Raw genomic sequence first — 18150 nt, 5'->3', positions numbered from 1 at the left:
TAATCTCTACCTGATATGTCGACATTGCCTCAAACAGATCCAATAACACCCAATCAAATCCGTAATACACTCCTCCACATCATTTTAGCTACTAGTTACATTGATAAATATGCCAAAGACGAAACCAAAACACACAATGAAGCCACAGAAAAAGAGACACAACCAACAGGTTCAACACCACAAAATCCAAAACTAAGAGGGATTTTAAACCTTCGAGACGCCCTTAACGAGTATAATAAGTTGAATAATGAAGGAAATAATAAGGGATCTTCGTCATTTATTACCAGCAATCTGCATGTAGCCCAAAAAAAAGGTGCCGGTGTATCAAAATCAATCGATACAGAAAGATTAAAGAAATGCTATAATCAATTGATTGGTAAGGCTATCGACAATGATGTGGTTGAAAATATATTTACCGCCCTCGATAGACCTACTGGCGCCTCTTACACAATTGAAGAGAAATCGAAGAAGATTGTTTCTGATTTCAAACCCTGTATTTTTCTGATCAATGAAAAATTTGGACGGATTAATCCGTTTACTGTTACTATTAATCAAAAAAGTACCTTACAAGCGGAAGAATATCATATTACATATAATAATGAAGGCATTCAGGGACCAGATACAATTGAAAAATTTCTGCATTCTAACCAGGAGCTTATCAGTTGGTCAATCAGTTTTAATGGTCTCCCATTGTTGCCTACTAATGATTATAAGTCCCAAAAAACAAGTAAGACTAAGAAAATATCTGGTAGTACTCTCTTAGAAACGTCAAACAATAAAAAAAATGTAACGGGTTTGGTCACATCTAGTTTTGAAAATATAGAAATACACAAAGAAATTCCCCTCAAACCGGACCACACAGACTACTGTATCGCACATTATTTAAATCTTGACCGTCAACCTACAATAGCTATCGTTACACTTAATTGGCATGGGCATACACTATTAGAAGCAAAAATGGAGCAGCTACAGGAGTTCATCCGAGGTAGAGTTCCATTAGCTTTTGACAGCCTGCCTGCAGGAGGCGTAATTGATGGTGGTAAGACCGTCTATGTGGTTTTACAGGAGCGACATTCAGCAAACAACAGCCAAGATGTACCTTTCCAGATGCAAATAAGCATAACTAAGGATGAGATTAATGGATTACGTAACGGTATTTACTCGAGTATTTTGTATTCGCAGAAACGAACATCCCAAGTAAGTTCTGCAGTTGTTTTGCAGACGATTAAAAATGCTGGCAACCTAGAAGATATTAAGCAATTAGGGCAAAACCTTAGTCAGTATTTTAAGAAGGGTTCTCGATCGGACAATAATAATTCATCCATTGATGAGCAAATATTAATAGCTACGCAAGACATTCGCTACCGCATCCTAGGACAAATGGTCAATATACAGGTTTTGAACGATCAGACAGTCGAGAAACAACGAAATGATTTTAGCCAGTTTATAGGGCATTATATCTGCTATTATATGCGTCTGGCCAAGTGGCCTGTAAAACTTGAAACCAGTTACATCCGAATCTACGCCGATGGAACAGTTTTACTGCGACAACCTCAAGACAAAAACGCAAGTGATTTGAATGGGTTTGTACGGTTAAGAGGCAGTCGACTTTGGATCTACTTGCACCATGACCTCTTTGACGGTTCTGGCCGTGAACCTATTCGCTTTATGATTGACAGTTCGAGTTCAGGCGGAAGCACCACTTTGAAAGGTATTTTTAGTAGCGAAACCAAACAGGGCAACTGGCTTGTGTCTGGCCGGATGCTTATGAAGAAAATTTCTGATTTTAAAGAAGCTGATTTTAAAATCGTAGAAAAGGATACTACCGACGTTACAATAGCCGACTTCGACCACGAAGATGATTTGCACTTTTTTACAGCGGAACAACCTGATGGTTTGATCCGTACAGATGGACCATTTTGGGCTGAAATAGCCAATCGGTTACAAGGTCCATCGGCATTTGACAAATTGGAGGAACTCTGTACTGATAAGTCACTTAACACTAATCCATTCAATAACAATCAGTTTTATTACTATACATTTAAGGCAGACCCTAACGATCCCAAAAACCGTGAAGCATTTATAATTGAGCGAAATCTAGTAACATTTCTGCCTAATGGAAAAGTTACAATTCATACAACAAATAAGAAACCTTATACTGGCAATGCCTATTTCCTGAATAATACCTTGCGACTCTCGGTATCTGAATCCAATAGTGGTTTCTTCGAACTGTTTCTGGATTTGCGAAATGATATAGTAGACCTTGCCCGTATAAAAATATTATATGGGATGAGTCTATGGCATAGCTCTATCCAAATTCAGGGAAAAATGGTCGTTCTGTCACGATTTAGTGGCAGACCTTTTATCAAAGAAGCTAAATGGTATCGCTTTACACCCGATCAGCGGCAAGCTATTGAAGAAGAAGACAAGAAGGAAGGTGGAGTCATTAGTTATTTACGTGGAGAAATCAATCGGTATATGCACGCCACTACAGATTCATCGCCCCAACAGTTTCGTCCGCGCGATCAGTCCTTCCGTGAAATTCATTTTCTAGTTGCCTGTTTTTACGGATACCTGATGAAAGCTTCAAAAGATGATAAAAAATTAGCATATCGGACTGGCGAAAATCAAATCAAGCTATGCCAAACACATCTTAAACAAGCGTACATACATGGCTTTGCCTGCCCGTTTGCTGGATTGAATTTTGACTCTGATAGGGTTAAATTTAATCCTGGCGAAATAGCCAAGGCCTATAGTACAGCATTATTAAGTCACCTCCCTGATGACAATACTCGACGAGCCTTTCTCGAAGAAGATGGCAAAACCCAAGAAATATTGAAGCGTGTTGGGCAAATTGCTGCCGAACAACGTTTTCTTAAACAAGCATTTAAATCTGGCGGCCCACTTGATAACAAAGAACTCTACGACTATGCATACAGGTACTGGCCAAATCTACTTCTCAATGAATCGCCTTCCTCTGATACGATCAACGATGGTATTCTCGACAGTCGTAGCTAATGAAAGCAACCTTCCTTTCCTCAAATATTGAGTTGTATAGAATCCTATTTGTAACTGCTGGCATATTTATGTCTGCTTCAAAACCTTTACTATCAAAGATTTTTAAACGGCAGCATCATTGGTTTTGTGCACCTAATGTGCACCTGACGCTCATAAAACAAATATAACCAACTGAATTTCAGTTGGTTATATTTGTTCAGAGTGGAGACGCAGGGAGTCGAACCCTGGTCCAGACAAGGAAACCGTCGTGCTTTCTACATGTTTAGCTGCGATTGGGATTGTCGGGAATCGGTCAGGCTCGCATCAGGCCAAACCTCATCCTTAGGTGCTTGTGTCTTACCCGATTGTTAACACCATAAACCGGGCCAGTACTGCGAGTCGATGCCTCCTGATCCAGCCAGCAGCACAGAGGCCGGGGAGACAATGGCTAAATGCTAATCCTCCGGATTAAGCAGCCATGGCGTAGTTATATTCGCCAGTTATTGTTCGAAGGTTTGTTATACAGGAAATGCCCTCAACTCCCGACATGCTTACACGCAGCCTCATCAAGCTGTCAATTCCGGTCGTCCCCAAATACGTGTACGAATAAGAACACAAAGCTACGAAAATTAGTTTGCCTTCGCTGCATCGATTTTTTCCAGCGCCATCAGACTGTCCAGCCAGGCGTTGTATAAACCGGTTTCAATCGCCACCGCCCGCTCGGCATGGGCCTGCCAGGCATCCCCGAAGAAGGTGTCCATCTGCCGCAGCATCTCGGCCAAATGCCCCTCCTCTTCCACAATGATCGACCGGACGTTTACTTTACTCCGCGCTTCGGTCAACACCTCCTGGTATACCGGATACAGCTCGTCGGCCCGCACCTCGATGGCGTAGGTTACCAGCAAATAAGCCGCGTATTTCAGTTCGGCTCCCGATAATCCCAGGGCGGTTTTCAAATACCGGCACACCTGCACATCGAGCCGGTTCAGATAGGCATGGCTGTCGGTTGGGGCCAGCAAATACGCCGGTTCGTAGGTCGGACAGTCGGTTTTGGTCAGCTTTTGAATCTGTTTTTTCAGGTAATAGGCGTGCCGGGCTTCTTCGGCCGCGTGTTTGAGCATCAGCAGATCAACGGTGGTTTTAGGCTCGGCCGCCGAAATCTTCCGGGCGCCCGTGTTCTCCATCATCGAGAGGGTATTCAACCAGCGGGCGTGCAGGGTATCGTCGGCGACTATGTTCGTCAACAGGTGTGTAAATTCCATCTAAAAACGTAAATAAGTACCCCGCAAAGATACGGCACAAGCGTGGGTAGCAGACGTTTTTTTTTGTACTTTTGAAGCTTTGGAAAAGTCTATTTGAAATCCGAATCTTCCTAAGTCGGTTTTCCGGGCAACAGCTTTTTTTAACAAACTTCTATGTATTCTTACACTTCCCAATCCTCGTTACGCTCTCGGGTGTTCCGGTCCTGGATGCTGGTGTGCTGTCTGACCATGTCGGCCCTGTGGTCGCTGGCCCAGGCACCCCAGAAACGATTATTAGTATTCTCCAAAACGAAAGGCTTCCGGCACGCTTCCATCCCCGCCGGGAAAATAGCCCTTCTGAAACTGGGCAAGGAGAACGGTTTTGCGGTCGATACCACCGAAAACTCCGCGAAGTTTACCGAAGACAACCTGAAACGGTACAGCGCCGTTATCTTCCTGAGTACCACGGGCGATGTCCTGGACGATCAGCAGCAGGCCGCTTTCGAACGCTACATTCAGGCCGGGGGTGGTTACGTCGGCATTCACGCGGCTGCCGATACGGAGTACGACTGGCCCTGGTACGGCAAGCTCGTCGGCGGTTATTTTGCCAGCCATCCCGGCAACCCGAACGTGCAGGAAGGCGAAGCTTACGTAACCAGCAAAGAGCACACCTCAATGTTCGGTTTTCCCGATCGCTGGAAAATCAAGGACGAGTTTTACGACTTCAAAAATGTCAATCCTGACATTAATGTGCTGGTCAAGATCGACGAAAAAACGTACAAGGAAGGGAAAATGGGCGATAACCACCCGATGTCGTGGTACCACGACTACGACGGTGGCAAGGTGTTTTACACCAACTTCGGGCACCCCGACGAAACGTTTGTCAACCCGGTTTACCTGAAACACCTGCTCGGCGGTATTCAGTCGGTAGTGGCCACGAAACTCGATTACGCCAAAGCCAAAACACTGCCGTTCCCAGAAGAAAACCGGTTTAACAAGGAAATACTCGCCGAAAAACTCGACGAACCAACGGAACTGGTGGTTCTCGACAACGGCAAAGTGCTGTTCACCGAACGCAAAGGTGCCCTGAAGCTCTACGATCCGAAAACCAAAGCCGTGAAGGTGGTCGCCAACATTCCGGTATACACCAAGCAGGAATACGGGTTGATGGGGATGAACATCGACCCCAAATTCAAGGAAAACCAGTGGTTATACCTGTATTATTCGCCCGACGCAGCAAAATGGAAAGCCGATACGGCCCAGCACCTGTCGCGGTTTAAGTTCGATGCCGAGAAAGATGAGCTGAAATCCGAAACCGAGCAGGTCCTGCTGCGGGTTCCGGTGAAACGCGACGATAAATGCTGCCATACGGGCGGTTCGATTGCCTGGGACAAAGCGGGCAATCTGTATTTGTCAACCGGGGACGATACCAACCCGTTCGAATCGCGCGGCTTTAGCCCTTCTGACGACCGCCCGGGTCGCGAAGGCTTCAACGCCCTGACGACGTCGAGCAACACGATGGACCTGCGCGGAAAAATCCTGCGCATCAAACCGCTCGATAACGGCACCTACGAGATTCCGGAAGGCAACCTGTTCCCGAAAGGAACGCCCAACGCCCGGCCCGAAATCTACGTGATGGGAAACCGCAATCCGTACCGGATTTCGGTCGATCAGCGCACCGGTTTTCTGTACTGGGGCGAAGTCGGCCCGGATGCGGCCAACAACGTCGAAAAATACGGCCCGCGCGGTCACGACGAAGTCAACCAGGCCCGCAAAGCCGGTTATTACGGCTGGCCGCTGTTCGTCGCCGACAACCGGCCGTACCGCCATTACAACTTCGCCGACAGCACGTCCGGCCCGGCTTTCGACCCGGCCAAACCCATCAACCCATCGCAGCGGATTCAGGGCCTGCGCGAGTTGCCCCCGGCCCAGAAAGCGTTCATTTATTACCCGTATGAAGACTCCCCCGAGTTTGGTCCGATTGTCGGCAAGGGCAGCCGGAATGCGATGGCCGGCCCGGTGTATTACTACGACGATTACGCCGACAGTCCGGTGAAGTTTCCGCGCCATTACGACGGCAAATTCTTCGCCTACGACTGGACTCGCGACTGGATTCACCCAGTGACGATGACCAAAGACGGTGATTTCGTGAAAATGGAAACCTTCATGCCCAACACCAAATTCAGCCACCCGATCGACATGCAGTTCCACAAAGACGGTTCGCTCTACGTGCTGGAATACGGCCAGAACTGGTTTGCGCAGAATAACGACGCCCGCCTGTCGCACATCACCTACAACGCCGGAAACCGCAAGCCGCTGGTGGTGGCCAGCGCCAGCAAAACCGTGGGTGCCGCGCCCCTGGCCGTGAAATTCGACTCGAAAGGTTCGCTGGATTACGACGGCGACGCGATCAAGTACGAGTGGTCGTTTGGACCGGGTTTACCGAAAAGCACCCAGCCCTCCCCCACATTTACGTACGCCAAACCGGGCGTGTATACGCCGGTGCTGAAGGTGACGGATGCGGCCGGAAACGTCTCTACCAAGAAACTTGAAATCCAGGTTGGCAACGAAGTTCCGAAAGTGGAAGTCGCCATCAAAGGCAACAAAACGTTCTATTTCGACAACAAACCGGTTGAATACGAAGTCAAGGTGGCCGATAAGGAAGACGGTGCCCTCACGACGGGCAAAATCAATCCGGAAGACGTGACCATGACGATCAATTACCTGGAAGGCTTCGACAAAACGCTGCTGGCGCAGGGACACCAGGCCAACGTCGGTTTCGCCACCGGCAAGCGCCTGATCGAACTCAGCGACTGCAAAGCCTGCCACAGCATCGACAAAAAATCGATTGGCCCGGCCTACCAGGAGGTTGCAAAGAAATACGCCAAAGAACGCCGGACGGAGATCGTCAACAAGCTGGCGAAGAAGGTCATCGAAGGCGGTGGGGGTGTCTGGGGCGAACAGCCCATGAGCGCCCACCCGCAACTGAAGGAAGACGAAGCGAAGGAAATGGTGAGCTATGTAATGTCGCTGGCCGACAAGAAGCAGGTCGACAAAAAACCGCTGAAAGGGTCGTACACGACGGCCCCCAAAGCGAAAGACGGTTCGTACCTGTTCTCGGCGACCTATACCGACAAAGGCGGCAATGTGATCGGCCCGCTGACCGGCACCTCGACCATTGCCCTCCGCAGTGCAAAAGCCAAAGCGAGCTCGTATGACGAAGGCAAAAGCGTTTCCAAATTCAAGTTGCCAACCGGTAGCGAGATTGTTTTTGCGGCCGAAAACAACGGTTATTTTGCCTTCCGTGACATCGACCTGACGGGCATCCAGAGCATAACCGTACTGGGTTCCGCTTCGTCGCAGTACATGGCCGGTGGCAAGCTGGAAATCCGGCTGGATTCACCAACCGGAACGCTGGTCGGTTCAGGCGATGTGAAAAGTGACAAAATGGAACCGGTCAGCATGGCCATCAAGGCGCCGGTATCGGGGCTCCATACATTGTACTTCGTTTATACCAACCCGAACGCGGGCAGCAAACCGCTGTTTGCTCTGAGCGACATTGAGTTCACCGCCGGAACGATGTAACGCTTCGTTCTTTCATTGCCAAAGCCGTCGGTTGAAACAATCGGCGGCTTTTTTATTTAGATATTTATCCGAGAAAACCCCGATCACCTCTGATTATCCCTGATGAACCCTGTGTTACAACCGGTTTACCGTTTCCTCAACCGCATAGCCATTCCGTCACTTAAACAATCATTTGGGGCATTGACAGAATAGAACTTCAGGAAGCATGCAATCGGGCTTAGGTTTGTCCGAGTAAGCAACAGCTATGTTTCATGAACACTAAATTGTATTGTATGGCCGCCCTGCTGCTCGTGGGGTGTTCCAAAGATCCTTCCGCGATTAACGGCGACGAACCCGGCCAGTGGGGCAATCAGCCGGCCTTACCCGTGGTCAACGGCGAAGCCTCGTTCACCCTGAATGCGGCCGACGATTACGTGAATGTAATGGAAAATGCCACGCCCCAAATGCCCAGCTTTCCGGCATTGACGCCCAGAAAAGGAATGGTTCGCGGCTACGTGGCCGACCTCAGCGGCAAACCGTTGCAGGGGGCCTACATCGGCGTCCGTTCCACCGCGACCGGCGGCTTCTACTCCGGCGCTTCCGACGAAACCGACGCCAACGGGTATTATGAAATTACGGTTCCCTGGGGTGCCGCCGAGTTTTACGCTGCGGGGTACACGATCGACTACGGCCGGGGACGCGCCCTGATGAGTCTGGCAGCCGCCGACGGGAAACTCGGGAGTTTTCCGTCGGCTGACGGTCTGGTGAAGAATTTTGTCCTCCTGTCGTATGGCACTTACAGTAAAAACCTCGCGGCCCAGAAACCGCGCGATCAGACCAATTACGCAGGTGGTTCGTTTTATATCACCTACAACGTAAGCGATCCAACGGATTACTACATCCCGCCCAACTACCTCGTGGAAGGATCCGAAATCCAGATTACGCTCACGCCCGATGGCCCCGGTTTTTACGGAGAAACAAAAAAATTCGTGATTAACAAAAAGGTGAGTCTCCAGAACTACAACATTCTGATTATGAACGTCCCGGTGGGCACCTACACGCTGACGGCAAAAATGAAAGACGGCAAACCGTTGCAACTGGAAGCCGTGGGCCGGTATGCCAACACCTCTCCCTATTTTGGCTTACAGCCCGGACAGGCGACCGGATCGGCTAAATTGCTGTTTACGCCCGATACCGCCAGCGAACTGGCCCAGGTTTTACCCAGCCGCAGCAACTGGGGAACGCTCCAGATCAAAGTAGACCGGATGGAATAACCGAGTGCATCGTTAGCCAAAAAGAAAGCCAGACGACGTGAGTCACCTGGCTTTCTTGTCGCTTCCTAAACGGTTATTTTTCAATCGGGTACTTTTCACAGTATCCCCGTTTATCAGCAACTTATGGGTATAAAACCGGCCCGGAACCGAATTGTTTTAAAAAAGCCAACTTATTTTTTTCGGGTCAGAACGGCCAGCCCAAACAGCACAAGGGCGCAGATGCCTAACCCACCGGATTCGCGGGCGAGTTCGATATTGATGGTTTTCATTCCCATTTCATCGAGGAGAAACCCTTCGAAAACCGGGGGCCACCAGTAAATGGCCATGCCCAGGTACAACACCCCGGCCACCCCGTAGAACCACGGCTGGAGTTTATTGCCCAACGCCAGAAAGCAGGCCAGAGCGGCAAAACCGTAAATGGGCACCCAAACCTGCGGATCGGGATCGTTGTACTGAAAAGCCGCAAAAAGCACGAAAATTAATCCAAAGGAAATCGCGATTGCTTTACGCATAAGAGTGTAGAGTTAAAACGTAAGAGTGAGAAGCTAAAACGTAAAAGTGAGGATAGTGGCCGTCCGACGGTTGGCTACCCGGTTCATTCGGAAATACTCTCCCAACTCCTTATTGACAGTATTCCGTTATATACGCTTCGGCTTCGGTATAGCCGAGCTGTTTGGCCTGCTTCAGGCTTAAACACCCATTTTCGCGCTGATTCAGCATCACCTGGGTAACCCCCAGCGCATTAAACGCTTTCCCGAATTTAGGATCCAGTTGTACGGTTTTGGCAAAATCGTCGAGCGCCTGGGCAAACTCATCCTGCTGAAACCGGATGTTCCCCCGGTTAAAATACGCCAGTGAATTCGTCGAGTCAAGCTGAATGGCCTTGTCAAAATCCATCAGGGCCGTTTCCAGATTGCCCGAATTGGCGTACAACTGCCCCCGATCCAGGTAAATATCCGACATTTCGGGAGCCCGTCGGATTGCTTCGGCATAGTCTTTCAGGGCCGAATCGGTTTCCCCCCGGGCGGTTTTGAGTTTCGCCCGGTTGTAATACGGTTTGTAAAATTCGGAATTCAGCTGAATGGCCTGTTCATAATCCAGCAGGGCATTTTCGTAATCTTTCAATTCGAAATAAGCAACGCCCCGGCTGTTAAACGCTTCGTGGTTTTTCGCGTCGGCTTCAACGGCCGCGTTTAAGGGCGTAATCGCTTCCCGAAATTTACCTTGTTGCATTAACGCCCGGGCTTCGGCCAGTTTATCGGCCGATGAGGTGCAGGCCTGGAATACCAGTCCGATGAGCAGAAAAGCCAGCCCATAAAGGGTGACGAACGTATTTTTTGTCCCGGTAAAAAAAACACGGGTCCGTGGTGCATTCAGAATGGTTTCGATCATAAAGTAGGTTGCCCGGTCGGGCCAAATTAGTAAACAGCAAAGTCAGCATCAACTTCCTGACAGTGAGAACAATCCGTTTTCTTCCGATCAGAAAGCAGGTCGCCCGGTTGCTGAATAAGGATGAAATTACTACAAAAGTAGCGGGCGGTTTTTATTTTCCCGCACAATCTCTTACTTTTGCACCCGGCAAACAGGCACTACCAGCTCCTGCTGAATCCCCCAGGTCTTGACGGAAGCAAGGGTAGGCGGTCGTAGCGGTGAGATGTCGGTTTGCCTTTTTTTGTTTCCCCATTTCGTACCGGTTTTTTCACCATTTACGGTCCCAAACCGGGTAATTGAAATCTTCGCTTATCTTTACTTTTTAAACGATTCAGACTCACCCCATATCTTTGTTATTCCGGTTTAGACAACATGAAGTTTTTCATTGATACTGCCAATCTAGACGACATTCGCGAGGCCCAGGAACTGGGAATTTTAGACGGTGTAACCACCAATCCTTCCCTGATGGCGAAGGAAAAAATTACTGGCAAAAACAACATCATGCAGCGCTACAAAGCCATTTGCGAAATTGTCGATGGCGATGTGAGTGCCGAGGTGATTGCAACCACCTATAAGGAAATGATCGCGGAGGGTGAAGAACTGGCCGAAATCGATGACAAGATTGTAGTGAAAGTGCCAATGATCCGAGACGGTATCAAAGCCATCAATTATTTCTCCGAAAAAGGTATCAAAACCAACTGTACGCTGGTATTTTCGGCGGGACAGGCGCTGCTGGCCGCCAAAGCCGGCGCGACCTACGTTTCGCCTTTTATTGGTCGACTGGACGATATTTCGGTGGATGGGGTGGCCCTGATTGAGCAGATTGCCCTGATTTACCGGAATTACAGCTATGCCACGGAAATTCTGGCCGCTTCGGTTCGTCACCCGATGCACATCATCCAGTGCGCCGAGGTCGGCGCCGACGTGATGACCGGGCCGCTGAGCGCGATTACTGCCCTGTTCAACCACCCGCTGACCGACATTGGCCTGGCCAAATTCCTGGCCGATCACCAGAAAGCGGCAACGAAATAGTTATGAATTAAGAGTGAAGAGTTATGGGTTGGCTGACGCATTCTAAAAATGACTGCTCTGCTTTAACTCTTAACTCTTAACTCATCACTCTTCCCTGAATAAGATGTTTTCAACCGAACCCGTTTTGTCGCTGAGTCAGGCTGATATTTACCAGGGTGGGCGAATTGTCCTGGCAGATGTGACGTTTGACGTCAACAAGGGCGATTTTGTGTTTTTGATTGGCCGGACGGGCAGCGGGAAAAGTTCGTTGCTCAAAACGCTGTACGCCGATCTCTGGCTACAGGCCGGGGCGGGGCGCGTGGCCGGTTTTTCCCTCGAAAAACTGAAACCGAAAGATGTACCCTACCTGCGCCGGAAAATCGGGATCGTCTTCCAGGACTTTCAGCTTTTCATGGACCGCAACGTGGAAGACAACCTGCGGTTTGTGCTGAAAGCCACCGGCTGGACCGACCAGACCAAGATGAAAAACCGCATTTCGGAAGTTCTGATGCAGGTTGGACTCGGAACCTTGCACAAAAAAATGCCCCACCAGCTTTCGGGTGGGGAGCAACAGCGCGTCGTCGTAGCCCGCGCCATGCTCAACGAACCGATGATTCTGATTGCCGACGAACCGACCGGAAACCTCGATCCCGCCGTGGGCGAGCAGATCATGCAGGTTTTCCAGACCATCAACAATTCCGGCACTGCCATTCTGATGGCGACCCACAACTACGACTTTCTCCGCAAATACCCCGCCCGCATCCTCCGCGTCGAAGACGGCAAGGTGATTGAGCAAGGCTTATAGGGAGTTAAGAATGAAGAGTTATGAGTTGAATGCGTCAGCCTAACTCATAACTCTTCATTCTTAATTCTTAACTCATTTTGCTTTTAAATAGACGAAGGGGATAATCATTTCTTCCAGCGAAACGCCACCGTGCTGGAACGTATCCCGGTAATAATTGACGTAATAATTGTAGTTGTTCGGGTACGCGAAGAAGTAATCTTCCAGCGTGAAAACGTAGGCGGTGGACACGTGAATCCGGGGCAGGAAAAAATTCTCCGGTTTGCGGCAGACAAAAATGTGGTTGTCGTCGAAGCCCAGGTTTTTGCCCTGCTTGTACCGCAGGTTGGTATTCGTATCGCGATACCCAACAATTTTGGCCGGTTTTTGCACCCGAATCATCCCGTGGTCGGTGGTAATGATGAGCCGCCCGCCTTTTTCAGAAATCTTCCGGATCAATTCCAGCAAAGGCGAGTGCGTGAACCAGGAACGCGTAATGGAGCGGTAAGCCGCTTCGTCGGGTGCCAGTTCCTTGATCATCGCCATGTCCGTCCGGGCGTGCGACAGCATGTCCACGAAGTTGTAGACAATCACGTTCAGATCGTTCTGCATCAGGTTACTGAAATTATCGACCAGGTGTTTGCCCTGGTTGATATTCAGAATCTTGTTGTACGAAAACCGGATGTTCAGGCGGCTGCTGTCGATCTGACGTTTCAGAAACTGGTCTTCGTTGTTGTTCAAACCGGCTTCCTCGTTATCGTCGTTCACCCAGAGATCGGGGTGTTTTTTCTCCATTTCACTGGGCAACATGCCCGAAAAAATGGCGTTGCGCGCAAAGGCCGTGGTCGTCGGCAGAATCGAATAATAGGAAGATTCTTCTTCAACCGTAAAAAACTCGGCCATGATCGGCTCAATGACCTTCCACTGGTCGTAACGCAGGTTATCGATCAGCACGAAAAACAGGGGGTTGTTCTGTTCCAGCAGCGGGAAAACCTTCTTGCGCATCAGTTGGTGCGACATCACCGGTTTTTCCATTTTGGGTTCGTTCAGCCAGTCTTCGTAATTATCCATGACGAACTTGCAAAACGTCGAGTTAGCCTCGCTTTTCTGCATGTTGAAGACTTCCGCCATGCTTTTATCCTGCGTCCCGTCCAGCTCTAACTCCCAGAAAATAAGCTTCCTGTAAATATCAACCCAATCGGCAAAATCAACCCGGTCGTTATACATCATCGAAAGATTCCGAAAATCCTGCTGGTAGCTCTGGTTGGTTCGTTCGGTCACCAGCCGTTTGTTGTCCAGAATTTTTTTGACCGATAGTAAAATCTGGTTCGGATTCAGCGGTTTGATGAGGTAATCGGCAATTTTAGCACCAATCGCCCCCTCCATGATGTGCTCTTCTTCGCTCTTGGTGATCATCACCACAGGCAGGTTGGGCCGGATCTGCTTGATTTGCTGGAGAGTTTCCAAACCGGTCATCCCCGGCATCATTTCATCCAGAAAAACCAGGTCGAAATTCTCCTGATCGACTTTTTCAAGCGCATCGGCTCCGCTGTTGACGGGGGTAATGGAATAGCCTTTATTATTGAGAAACAGAATATGGGGTTTCAATAAATCAATTTCGTCGTCAGCCCAGAGGATGGAATAGTTCTGCATAATACTAAATGCTGTGTTTGATTGAATAGCTTACTCTAGTTCAACTTGGTAACGCCCGAAACTGTTTAGCCGGTTCGATTTTAACCATTTTTAACAGACGGCTTCCCGCACAGTGCGCTCCGGCAAGTTACGGTTTTAGTGTTCACTTTCCCCAAAACCGGCGTTATTTATCACTTACCATCCGGAAAGTTTCGCCGAGGAACCAAAACCGTATCGCCTTCCGGCACTAACCGGTCAGGCTGGTTTTACGGCTGCGTTAATCGCGCCAGATCGTCCGGCGTATCGATGCCAAAGCTGTCCAGCTCGGTTATAACACAGCGAATCCGGTACCCATTTTCGAGCCAGCGGAGTTGCTCGAGTGCTTCGGCTCTTTCCAGCGACGAGGGACTTAATTGCGTAATTTGGGCCAGAATATCCGCCCGGTACGCGTAAATGCCAATATGTTTGTAAAACGTGTGGTAGTGCAGCCATTCTTCCGGTTTTCGCTCGCGCAGGTAGGGCAGCGTCTGGCGGCTGAAATACAGGGCTTCACTGCGGGCATTCAGCACCACTTTGGGCGTGCTCGGGCTCGTCAGAAGGTGCGGATCTTCAATTTTTTTGACGAGCGTGGCCAGCTCCGTCTTTCCATCCAGAACCGACGCCAGCAGGTTGATCTGTTCGGGTTTAATAAATGGTTCATCACCCTGAATATTAATCACATAATCCACCTTTCCACCCACAGCCTGCAGCGCTTCAAAACAGCGATCCGTACCACTCTGGTGGTGTTCGGAGGTCATCATCACCGCTCCGCCAAACGAACGGACGTGGCTGGCGATGGCTTCGTGATCCGTAGCGACAACGACCTGACTCAGCGACTGTGCTTTCCAGGATTGCTCCATTACGCGCTGAATCATGGTTTTTCCATCAATAACGGCCAGCGCTTTGGCCGGGAAACGGCTGGAGGCATACCGGGCCGGGATAATTCCGAGGATGTTCATTCGTCGATTTTCGGTATTTTTGGCGCAAGATACTCCGAACTCGGCGGAAACCGCAGCGTCGGGCTGTTGATAATTCCCGGAATAACCATCCTGCATCGCCCCGTGAGCCAGAATCAGTTACCCATTGCCTTTCAACTGTCCTTTTCGGAATCCGTCTGGCGGCTTATTTTTGAACAGGTCGATTTGGCTCCTCCCCGCTTCGTGGCCGAATTACGCAGTCACGAAACCCAGCGATTGACCTACGTGACGGCCGAATTGCCGCCGGGAACCCTCCTTTCGCAGATTCAACCGGCGGTGCCGTTTCACTCGGCGCTGGTCGGCCTCTGGAACGGCCTGGCGTTATACCATCGATTCGATAACAACCGCCTGCCGGTTCCCACGGCCCTGGGGGCCGTCGATCCGAAAACCGGACAAATTCGCTGGGAGTGGCCACAGCACACCCTGAAAGCCGCCAATGCCGAACTGGTCTGGGCGCAACGCGCTTCCCTGACCGATACGACTCTTTCCCCCGTCGTGGTCTTCCGACTGTCGGACGGCGAACCGGTCGAAACGGCGATAAAACCGCCCGCGGGTCACAATTCGCGTTTGCAATTTCCCGTTTCTTACACGACGTCGAGCCCCTGGTGGCCCGTCATCGACCGTTTTCTAAAAAAAATGGGCCAGATTCAGCCGATCGAATCCGTCGACTATTTAGAAGTTGCCGATAAACTAATTTTTTCGTATTATTATCGTGAACCAAACGATCGGCTCCGCTCATCGCTGTTGATCACCGACCGACGACAAACAATCTGGTTACACCAGCCAACCGGCCCGGGTATCGAAACCACCGGGCTGCCTTCCGACGCCAGCGCCCGGCCGTTGGTCGGAACCGGCTCTTTTTGCGTTTGGCAAAACCAGCTTATTACTCAACTGAATTCAACGTGTATTACCAGTTATTTTTTGACACCTACGCCATGAAGCGACTGTTGCCGCTGTTGTTAGCGGGCTGGCTGACCAGTCTTGTTACCCACGCCCATCCGATCCTGCTGGATTCGCTCGGAATGGAGAAGAAAGATGGCAAACTATACGTACTGCACAAAGTCGAGCAGGGCCAGACGTTGTATTCGCTGGTCCGCAAATACGGTTCATCCGTTCAGGCCATTAAAGAGGCCAATCCCGGTTTGCCCGACAATGTGCGTTACGATCAGGTCGTGCGGATTCCGGCTACCAACCTATCCCGGAAAGCCGAGAAAGCCGTCAACAAAGCCCTTAAAAAGGAGGAAAAAGAAGACAAACGCGAAGAACAGCAGGTGCGGCAGGAAACCGCCAAAGAAGCCAACAGCGGTATTCATCAGGTCGAACCGGGCCAAACCCTGTACAGTCTGGCATCGCGCTACGGCGTTTCGATGGATCAGGTTCGGAAATGGAACAACCTCCAATCCGACCATATTGTCAGCGGGCAAGCCCTGATTGTATCTGAAAAAGCCTGGCGGGTACGCGAGCCATCCCCCAAGGCCGAAATCGCGCACCGTTCCGATTCGTCGTCTGAGGGATCGCGGACGTCCCGTAACGATTCGCCCAAAACCGAACGGCCCGCTCCGCCCCGCACCGTTCCCACTCCGCACGAGGACTCACCCCGACCCGCCGAGTCGGACCGGGCGCCTGCCGAACCCGCCAATTCAGCCCCTTCGGAACCCCGCATCATTCGCCCTGGCGACAGCGGCCCGCTGCCCAATGACAACAGCCGACGGATTTCCGAAATTGGTCTGGCCGAAGTAATCGATCAGTCCGGCAATTCAAACAAATACCTGGGGTTGCACCGCTCCGCTCCCATCGGAACGCTGGTGCTGGTGCGGAACGATATGAATCAACAGTCGATCTGGGTCAAGGTGATCGGGCGGTTACCCGCCACCAGCGTCAACGAAAAGGTGATCGTCAAGATTTCGGCCCGGGCGTTCGAGAAACTTTCTCCCGCCGATCGGCGTTTTCGAGCTGAGGTCAGTTATCTAGCCCCTTAAATCATGGCGTGGTTACGGGGTTTAAAATGGTGGAATGGACCAAAACAAAATAGCCCTTCCATTGCTTTATTAATCCAGCCCTTGTATTCTTCAACGCGTTAAAAGTATTTATGCTTACCCCAGAACAAAAAGCGCAACGCATTGCCCGGCGGCACCAGGAACGAGACGAGAAGATGAAAGCGACCCCCGGCTATAAAGTCTGGAGTGCGGTTTTCACGGTTTCTTACCCGATTATTGCGGTTTTTACCGCCGTTTTTTCCGTTATCGTTTCGATCTTTTCCCGAATTTCACAGGCGGTTGTCTGGGTATTAAGCGGAGGAAAAAGCCGCTGATTTTCGCTGACGTTTGATTCGTATGAAAACCGCCAACGCTTTTCGGGCGGTTGATCTCCTTCCCATGTTCGATTTTGTTAAAGAATTACTCGATCGGAAAGTCGAGCAGTATAATCAGCCGTCTTTTATTGAAAAAGATCCCATCAGTATTCCGCACCGGTTCAGCCGGAAACAGGATATCGAAATCATGGGTTTCTGGGCGGCCATTCTCGCCTGGGGACAACGTCCGGTGATTCTCAAGAAAGCCCATGAACTGGTCGAACGGATGGACGGCGCTCCGTACGATTTCGTTTTGAACCATCAGGAAACGGACCTGAAGCGGTTTTTAACCTTTAAACACCGCACGTTCAACGCAACGGATACGCTGTACTTCCTGCACTTTTTCCATACCTATTACCAGCAGCACGACACCCTCGAGGACGCTTTTGTACCCGCCGACGGCCGGACACTCCCGCTCAGTCGGCCCGCATCTGCCTTCACTCCCGGGCTCGGAAAACACGGCCTACCACCCGTGGGTGCGGTTTTGGAAACGTTTCACGACCGGTTTTGTGCGGACCCTTTTTTCCCCGAACGCACCCGTAAACACGTGTCAACGCCGGGTCGTAATTCTTCGTGCAAACGGCTGAATATGTTTCTGCGCTGGATGGTTCGGCGCGACAGTCAGGGGGTTGATTTCGGCCTCTGGACCCGTCTTGATCCGTCCCAGCTCGTCATACCGATCGACGTTCACGTGGGGCGTGTCGCCCGAAAACTGGGCCTTTTAACCCGCCCGCAAACCGACTGGAAAGCCGCCCTTGAACTGACCGAAACCTTGAAACAGTTCGATCCGGCCGATCCGGTAAAATACGATTTTGCGTTGTTTGGGTTGGGGGTTGAAGGCGAAATGTAAGGC

Annotated in this window: 14 protein-coding genes and 1 other RNA gene; 9 read left to right on the top strand and 6 right to left on the bottom strand. The window is 50.3% G+C overall.

The features are described 5' to 3' along the window. Nucleotides 1–15: 15 nt before the first annotated feature. Nucleotides 16–3018, top strand: a complete 3003-nt coding sequence (locus tag ACFPMF_RS11190; protein WP_379844518.1) for a hypothetical protein — start codon at nucleotides 16–18, stop codon at nucleotides 3016–3018. Nucleotides 3019–3217: 199 nt separating this feature from the next. Here the strand turns inward: ACFPMF_RS11190 and ssrA are convergent. Beyond that, nucleotides 3218–3589: a transfer-messenger RNA gene (ssrA, locus tag ACFPMF_RS11185) on the bottom strand. A gap of 37 nt (nucleotides 3590–3626) precedes the next feature. Next, nucleotides 3627–4259, bottom strand: coding sequence for a hypothetical protein (locus ACFPMF_RS11180; protein WP_379844516.1), 633 nt, complete (start codon nucleotides 4257–4259; stop codon nucleotides 3627–3629). Nucleotides 4260–4487: 228 nt separating this feature from the next. Here ACFPMF_RS11180 and ACFPMF_RS11175 point away from each other — a divergent pair, with 228 nt between their 5' ends. Further along, entirely contained in the window at nucleotides 4488–7823 is a 3336-nt protein-coding gene (locus ACFPMF_RS11175; protein ID WP_379844596.1) for a ThuA domain-containing protein, read from the top strand. Nucleotides 7824–8074: 251 nt separating this feature from the next. Further along, nucleotides 8075–9076 (top strand): peptidase associated/transthyretin-like domain-containing protein, encoded by a 1002-nt coding sequence (locus tag ACFPMF_RS11170; RefSeq protein ID WP_379844514.1) that lies wholly within the window; start codon nucleotides 8075–8077, stop codon nucleotides 9074–9076. A gap of 170 nt (nucleotides 9077–9246) precedes the next feature. Here the strand turns inward: ACFPMF_RS11170 and ACFPMF_RS11165 are convergent, their stop codons facing one another. Together ACFPMF_RS11165 and ACFPMF_RS11160 are read right to left on the bottom strand one after the other, a co-directional pair. After that, nucleotides 9247–9588, bottom strand: coding sequence for a transmembrane 220 family protein (locus ACFPMF_RS11165; protein ID WP_379844511.1), 342 nt, complete (start codon nucleotides 9586–9588; stop codon nucleotides 9247–9249). Nucleotides 9589–9697: 109 nt separating this feature from the next. Beyond that, the gene (locus ACFPMF_RS11160) at nucleotides 9698–10468 is read right to left on the bottom strand and encodes a tetratricopeptide repeat protein (RefSeq protein WP_379844509.1); all 771 of its coding nucleotides are present in this window, start codon (nucleotides 10466–10468) and stop codon (nucleotides 9698–9700) included. 411 nt (nucleotides 10469–10879) lie between these two features. Here ACFPMF_RS11160 and fsa point away from each other — a divergent pair, with 411 nt between their 5' ends. Further along, nucleotides 10880–11539: a fructose-6-phosphate aldolase gene (fsa, locus tag ACFPMF_RS11155; protein WP_379844507.1), complete on the top strand. Its 660-nt coding sequence runs from the start codon at nucleotides 10880–10882 to the stop codon at nucleotides 11537–11539. Nucleotides 11540–11642: 103 nt separating this feature from the next. Further along, nucleotides 11643–12323: a cell division ATP-binding protein FtsE gene (locus ACFPMF_RS11150; RefSeq protein ID WP_379844504.1), complete on the top strand. Its 681-nt coding sequence runs from the start codon at nucleotides 11643–11645 to the stop codon at nucleotides 12321–12323. A 72-nt stretch (nucleotides 12324–12395) separates the two neighbouring features. Here the strand turns inward: ACFPMF_RS11150 and porX are convergent, their stop codons facing one another. Together porX and kdsB are read right to left on the bottom strand one after the other, a co-directional pair. After that, a complete protein-coding gene (porX, locus tag ACFPMF_RS11145) occupies nucleotides 12396–13952 on the bottom strand; it encodes a T9SS response regulator signal transducer PorX (protein WP_379844501.1) in 1557 nt (518 codons plus the stop codon). 245 nt (nucleotides 13953–14197) lie between these two features. Next, nucleotides 14198–14929, bottom strand: coding sequence for a 3-deoxy-manno-octulosonate cytidylyltransferase (kdsB, locus tag ACFPMF_RS11140; RefSeq protein WP_379844499.1), 732 nt, complete (start codon nucleotides 14927–14929; stop codon nucleotides 14198–14200). Nucleotides 14930–15031: 102 nt separating this feature from the next. On the opposite strand from kdsB, the gene ACFPMF_RS11135 reads away from it, so the two are divergent. The 4 genes from ACFPMF_RS11135 to ACFPMF_RS11120 all read left to right on the top strand — a co-directional run bounded on the left by ACFPMF_RS11135 (nucleotide 15032) and on the right by ACFPMF_RS11120 (nucleotide 18147). Beyond that, nucleotides 15032–15886, top strand: a complete 855-nt coding sequence (locus tag ACFPMF_RS11135; protein WP_379844496.1) for a hypothetical protein — start codon at nucleotides 15032–15034, stop codon at nucleotides 15884–15886. After that, nucleotides 15883–16926 carry a LysM peptidoglycan-binding domain-containing protein gene (locus ACFPMF_RS11130; RefSeq protein WP_379844493.1) on the top strand — a complete coding sequence of 348 codons (1044 nt, stop codon included), beginning with the start codon at nucleotides 15883–15885 and terminating at the stop codon, nucleotides 16924–16926. The genes ACFPMF_RS11135 and ACFPMF_RS11130 overlap by 4 nt, the downstream gene beginning before the upstream one ends. A gap of 110 nt (nucleotides 16927–17036) precedes the next feature. Continuing rightward, entirely contained in the window at nucleotides 17037–17258 is a 222-nt protein-coding gene (locus tag ACFPMF_RS11125) for a hypothetical protein (protein ID WP_379844491.1), read from the top strand. 64 nt (nucleotides 17259–17322) lie between these two features. After that, nucleotides 17323–18147, top strand: a complete 825-nt coding sequence (locus tag ACFPMF_RS11120) for a TIGR02757 family protein (protein ID WP_379844593.1) — start codon at nucleotides 17323–17325, stop codon at nucleotides 18145–18147. The last annotated feature ends 3 nt before the right edge of the window (nucleotides 18148–18150 follow it).

It is taken from the genome of Larkinella bovis, from assembly GCF_042655385.1.
In the GTDB taxonomy this organism is placed as follows: domain Bacteria; phylum Bacteroidota; class Bacteroidia; order Cytophagales; family Spirosomataceae; genus Larkinella; species Larkinella bovis.
Note: the sequence above shows the minus strand (reverse complement) of the source record. Positions and strands in the feature narration are given on the sequence as shown.

What these genes read in the sequence shown, in the direction of transcription:
- ACFPMF_RS11175 (WP_379844596.1), top strand. Translation starts at nt 4,488, where the DNA reads ATGTCGGCCCTGTGGTCGCTGGCCCAGGCACCCCAGAAACGATTATTA.
- porX (WP_379844501.1), bottom strand. Translation starts at nt 13,952, where the DNA reads ATGCAGAACTATTCCATCCTCTGGGCTGACGACGAAATTGATTTATTG.
- ACFPMF_RS11120 (WP_379844593.1), top strand. Translation starts at nt 17,323, where the DNA reads ATGTTCGATTTTGTTAAAGAATTACTCGATCGGAAAGTCGAGCAGTAT.
- fsa (WP_379844507.1), top strand. Translation starts at nt 10,880, where the DNA reads ATGAAGTTTTTCATTGATACTGCCAATCTAGACGACATTCGCGAGGCC.
- ACFPMF_RS11125 (WP_379844491.1), top strand. Translation starts at nt 17,037, where the DNA reads ATGCTTACCCCAGAACAAAAAGCGCAACGCATTGCCCGGCGGCACCAG.
- ACFPMF_RS11165 (WP_379844511.1), bottom strand. Translation starts at nt 9,588, where the DNA reads ATGCGTAAAGCAATCGCGATTTCCTTTGGATTAATTTTCGTGCTTTTT.
- ACFPMF_RS11150 (WP_379844504.1), top strand. Translation starts at nt 11,643, where the DNA reads ATGTTTTCAACCGAACCCGTTTTGTCGCTGAGTCAGGCTGATATTTAC.
- ACFPMF_RS11190 (WP_379844518.1), top strand. Translation starts at nt 16, where the DNA reads ATGTCGACATTGCCTCAAACAGATCCAATAACACCCAATCAAATCCGT.
- ACFPMF_RS11170 (WP_379844514.1), top strand. Translation starts at nt 8,075, where the DNA reads ATGAACACTAAATTGTATTGTATGGCCGCCCTGCTGCTCGTGGGGTGT.
- ACFPMF_RS11180 (WP_379844516.1), bottom strand. Translation starts at nt 4,259, where the DNA reads ATGGAATTTACACACCTGTTGACGAACATAGTCGCCGACGATACCCTG.
- ACFPMF_RS11160 (WP_379844509.1), bottom strand. Translation starts at nt 10,468, where the DNA reads ATGATCGAAACCATTCTGAATGCACCACGGACCCGTGTTTTTTTTACC.
- kdsB (WP_379844499.1), bottom strand. Translation starts at nt 14,929, where the DNA reads ATGAACATCCTCGGAATTATCCCGGCCCGGTATGCCTCCAGCCGTTTC.
- ACFPMF_RS11130 (WP_379844493.1), top strand. Translation starts at nt 15,883, where the DNA reads ATGAAGCGACTGTTGCCGCTGTTGTTAGCGGGCTGGCTGACCAGTCTT.